General features: G+C 76.3%; 1 pseudogene. It reads right to left on the bottom strand.

Annotated features, from left to right (window positions below):
- Positions 1 to 40: 40 nt before the first annotated feature.
- A pseudogene (locus tag D7Y04_RS44915) lies at positions 41 to 396 on the bottom strand (FHA domain-containing protein); the annotation flags it as partial.

Below are 396 nucleotides of genomic sequence, written 5' to 3'. Positions count from 1 at the left end.
CTGGGCCGTGCGGCCCTGGTGCGACGGCCGTGACGCCCGCTCAGGCGCCGACGAGCACGGCAATCATCATCACCAGGAAGAGCAGCCCCACCACGCCCATCACCACGAGCGGGACGAGCTTCTGCTTGTCCTTGAGCGAGGACATGGCGCCAGCGCCGCGCTCCTCGCCGGACTCGTCCGGGACGGGCATCTCCGCGGACGGGGAGGCGGGCTCCTCGGAGGACGCGGACTCGGCGCTCGCTGGCTCCTCGGAGGACCCGGCGTCCGGGGACTCGGCGGCCTCCGCGGGCTGGGGGGCGGGTTCCTCCGCGGGGGGCGCGGGCTCCTCGGCGGGCTCCTCCACGGCCTTCATCTGGCGCGAGGGCCCCGGGCGCTGCGGCGAGGGCGGTGGGGCCT

It is taken from the genome of Corallococcus sp. AB038B (genome assembly GCF_003668955.1).
In the GTDB taxonomy this organism is placed as follows: Bacteria; Myxococcota; Myxococcia; order Myxococcales; family Myxococcaceae; genus Corallococcus; species Corallococcus exiguus.
The sequence above is the reverse complement of the archived record's forward strand: the minus strand, read 5'-3'. Positions and strand labels throughout refer to the sequence as shown.